The sequence below is a fragment of the Methanobrevibacter sp. genome, from assembly GCF_017409525.1.
Classification (GTDB): Archaea; Methanobacteriota; Methanobacteria; order Methanobacteriales; family Methanobacteriaceae; genus Methanocatella.
The window spans coordinates 1-3,223 of sequence record NZ_JAFQSO010000021.1 but is presented as its reverse complement, the minus strand read 5'-3'; the positions used below and the strand labels follow the sequence as shown (position 1 = coordinate 3,223).

Genomic DNA, 3,223 nt, shown 5'->3' with positions numbered 1-3,223 from the left:
AGACAAATTAAAAGTACCATTGCCACCAAACAAACCAGACAAGTCTATGGAAGACAAATTAAAAGTACCATTGCCACCAAACAAACCAGACAAGTCTATGGAAGACAAATTAAAAGTACTATTATCACCAAACAAACCGGAAAGATCAAATGTACTATTGCCTCCGAAAAGACTGGACCAGTCTATAGTCCCGCTTGAGGAATTGCCAACAGTCACCTCATCTGCAACAGTAACAATAGGTTCAACTTCATTTTCCTGAGATATAATATCTGAATTCTGCATATCATTTTCAACAGTTACTGAATCTTCAAGATCACAATCAGCAACAGCCACATCATCAAAATCGGATGTTTGAGCGAAATCACTTACATTTTCTGATGCGCTTACTGCACCAATAGCAATCAATGAAATAATAACCATAGAAAGGAATAATAAACTATGCTTTGCTTTCATTTATAATATCCTCCTAATATATTAGTTTACATTTTATATATTATAAAGATTATTATATGGAACCAAACATCTGCATCAATGTTTAATTAAAAGAATGCATAGCTTGCTTTAATTCATTAATTTTTTAAAAAAATGGTAGTTGCTTCAATAATGCATCCCATTACAGGAAAAAAGAAAAAAAGTCAAGGAAATCTATACGAATTCTAACTTGAACCGACCACCATTTCACCATTCATTATTATAAATTTGAAAAAAAGTAATACTTATATAATAACAGATACACATATTATACTAGATATTACCCAAAAATCATTCACCATCTTCAAGGAATATTTTTTGATTAATATCTCTTAAAAACTATTTGAAAGTGAGATAATTGATAGATTATAATATTCAAGAGGCACAGGATATAATTCAAAACTATAATCCGAATTTTGTAAGATTTGATAAACATATTTTCAAAGATTGGTTCGAGAGAGGATATACTCACCAATATGTTGCCGAATGCCTATTTGAAAAAATTCCGTTAGGAATCAATAAAACAACAGAAAATCGATTTAAATTAATCTATCCTCACGAAAAAAACAAGAACATGGATTTATATATTATTGTTGAGATAGATGATTATAGAAACATCACAATTATAACCGCATATGTCTTTGACAAAAGAAGAAGAGAAAGAATTGTGGAGAGATAGAATGAATGAAAAAAACTCATATGAAGTAGAATACATGTATGATGAATCAGCAGACATACTTGGAATTAAAGCAACCCGAGATTTCACATATCATGAAACAATAGAATTGGATGCCGGATTGCTGCTTGATTTTGATGAAGACAATGTGCCCACAGCTCTTGAAATACATGATGCATCAAAAAGATTAGATGTTCCAAAAAACAGCCTGAACGAATTAATCTTTTTTCACATGAAAGTTATTGTAGATGCAAAATCCATCAGCATCAATGCCCTATTTGGCGTTTTAATCCATAATAAAGAAAACAAGCAAGAATTGGAATCATTTACCAGCAATAACTACAACATTCCAAACATGGTGGCAGATTTAGTTTCTGCATAACCCCCTGCATTTTAGGCGGTGAACTTTGATAATCGACACTGAAAAAGAGGAATTATTGAATCCTAGAAAAAAAGTTACCGAAGAAGACATAATAGGCTTGAAACAGACAGAACTCCCCTATAATTGTGTTGAAATTAAAAAAATGAGATTAAAATAATTAAAAGAAAGTAAATGAAATAATCATCCACTAACTTTAACGGTTGTTTTTATGGTGTCTTTAAGGTAAGTCACTTTTACAGCATATGTTTTGCCTTTTTTAAGCTTTTTAATGATATTCTTTTTAATTGTAACTTTTGCTATTCCATTTTTGTTGGTTTTAGCCTTGTAAGTTTTCCCATTAAATTTGAATTTAATGACTTTTCCTTTAACCAATCTGCCATTGATTTTAAGCTTTGCATTTAAGGTGAACTTCTTGGCAGTCTTTTTGACAGTGACTTTGCCAGCAGTCAGGACCTGTTTGACGATAACAGTGTTTTTAACAGATTTTCCATTGTATGTTGTTGTCATTGTGTATTTTTTAGGAACATCAATTATCTTTATTTTTGCAATTCCATTTTTATCCGTTTCAACTGCAGTTGTCTTGCCGTTGATTTTGAATTTAACGCTAGCGCCAACAACAGGATGGCCGTCAGCAGTTACGACATTGACGCTGAAGCATGCTCCCCCTGCATAATCAACTGAAATGTCCTTGTTGTTGATGATTTTAGTATCATCCTTAACAGTATAGACCTTAAGACATACAGTCCTATTCTCCAAGGTGATGTCACTCCATGTTTTGCCGTCCTTGCTGACGTAGGACATTCCGGAGAGGTAATGCTGTCTTGAGAATGCCTGGTAAGGAAGATTGTTGTTTTTAAAGACAACCTTGAATTTGTCGCCTTTCTTGACTGGAATGTAGTTGTCCAGAACGATTGTCCTGAATCCTGCAAACTCGCTGACACCGCTTTGGGAGAGGATCTTATTGCCGTTCACATAAACATCAAAGGAATAGTCGATTCCAGACCCGTTGAAATAGGTTCCCACAGCCCCGATGAGCTCGGAGTAGTCGGATGTGAACTCATTGGAATAGCATGTATAATTTCCATCAAAGCCTGTCAGACCTATCAGGTCGCTCTGATAGTTCACATGATAGTCGATGCCATTTTCAAAGATATAAGCCACGGCTGCTGATTGAGGCACAATTGCATAGAAGTCCTTTGCCAAAAATGAAGGATTGTAATAGGATATGCGAAGGTATCCTCCGCTGCCCGAAATCACGCATTCGCTTTCATTTAAGGTACTTGACTCTGAATCCTTTATCAGCCAGGCCCCGTTTCCGGATGGTGTGGAATTATTATCGGTGGCATGTCCTTCCCTGAACTTTTCGGCAGGGTAATTGTCGTCCCATCCGATTACTGTAACGAAATGATTCGGCTGAAGGTCATCATCAGAGTAGCTTTGATTTGTATAATCGAATTGTGTTGTTGAAAACTGGATTGATACCGCTCCGTATCTGAGTATGGCCTCTTTTATTAGGTCGATTGTATCATTTCTTCCGCCGAAGATGATCATCGGTTAACGAATTCTAATAATTTATTCCAAACAAAACGGACATGAGCCATATTAGAGTCAATCTTAGCCATACTAACGATTTTATCTCCTTTATCGTTTTTATCCGCCTTAGATGGATAAATCCTAATCTTCAAATTCTTATT

General features: G+C 34.9%; 5 protein-coding genes. 3 read left to right on the top strand and 2 right to left on the bottom strand.

Translation table 11 applies throughout. The features are described from left to right. Positions 1-453, bottom strand: a 453-nt coding sequence (locus IJE64_RS10580; RefSeq protein ID WP_292785622.1) for a hypothetical protein, incomplete at its 3' end; no start/stop codon positions are given. A 376-nt stretch (positions 454-829) separates the two neighbouring features. Between IJE64_RS10580 and IJE64_RS10575 the strand changes: the two genes are divergently transcribed. From IJE64_RS10575 to IJE64_RS10565, 3 genes are read left to right on the top strand one after another with little or no spacing between them, the layout of a single operon-like run. Then, a complete protein-coding gene (locus IJE64_RS10575; RefSeq protein WP_292785620.1) occupies positions 830-1,150 on the top strand; it encodes a hypothetical protein in 321 nt (106 codons plus the stop codon). Position 1,151: 1 nt separating this feature from the next. Then, a complete protein-coding gene (locus tag IJE64_RS10570) occupies positions 1,152-1,529 on the top strand; it encodes a DUF2283 domain-containing protein (protein WP_292785618.1) in 378 nt (125 codons plus the stop codon). A gap of 25 nt (positions 1,530-1,554) precedes the next feature. Further along, on the top strand, positions 1,555-1,686 hold the full coding sequence (locus IJE64_RS10565) for a hypothetical protein (RefSeq protein ID WP_292785616.1): 132 nt from the start codon (positions 1,555-1,557) through the stop codon (positions 1,684-1,686). A 23-nt stretch (positions 1,687-1,709) separates the two neighbouring features. Here IJE64_RS10565 and IJE64_RS10560 read toward each other — a convergent pair whose 3' ends face one another. Beyond that, positions 1,710-3,080, bottom strand: a complete 1,371-nt coding sequence (locus IJE64_RS10560; RefSeq protein ID WP_292785614.1) for a lectin like domain-containing protein — start codon at positions 3,078-3,080, stop codon at positions 1,710-1,712. Positions 3,081-3,223 lie beyond the last annotated feature (143 nt).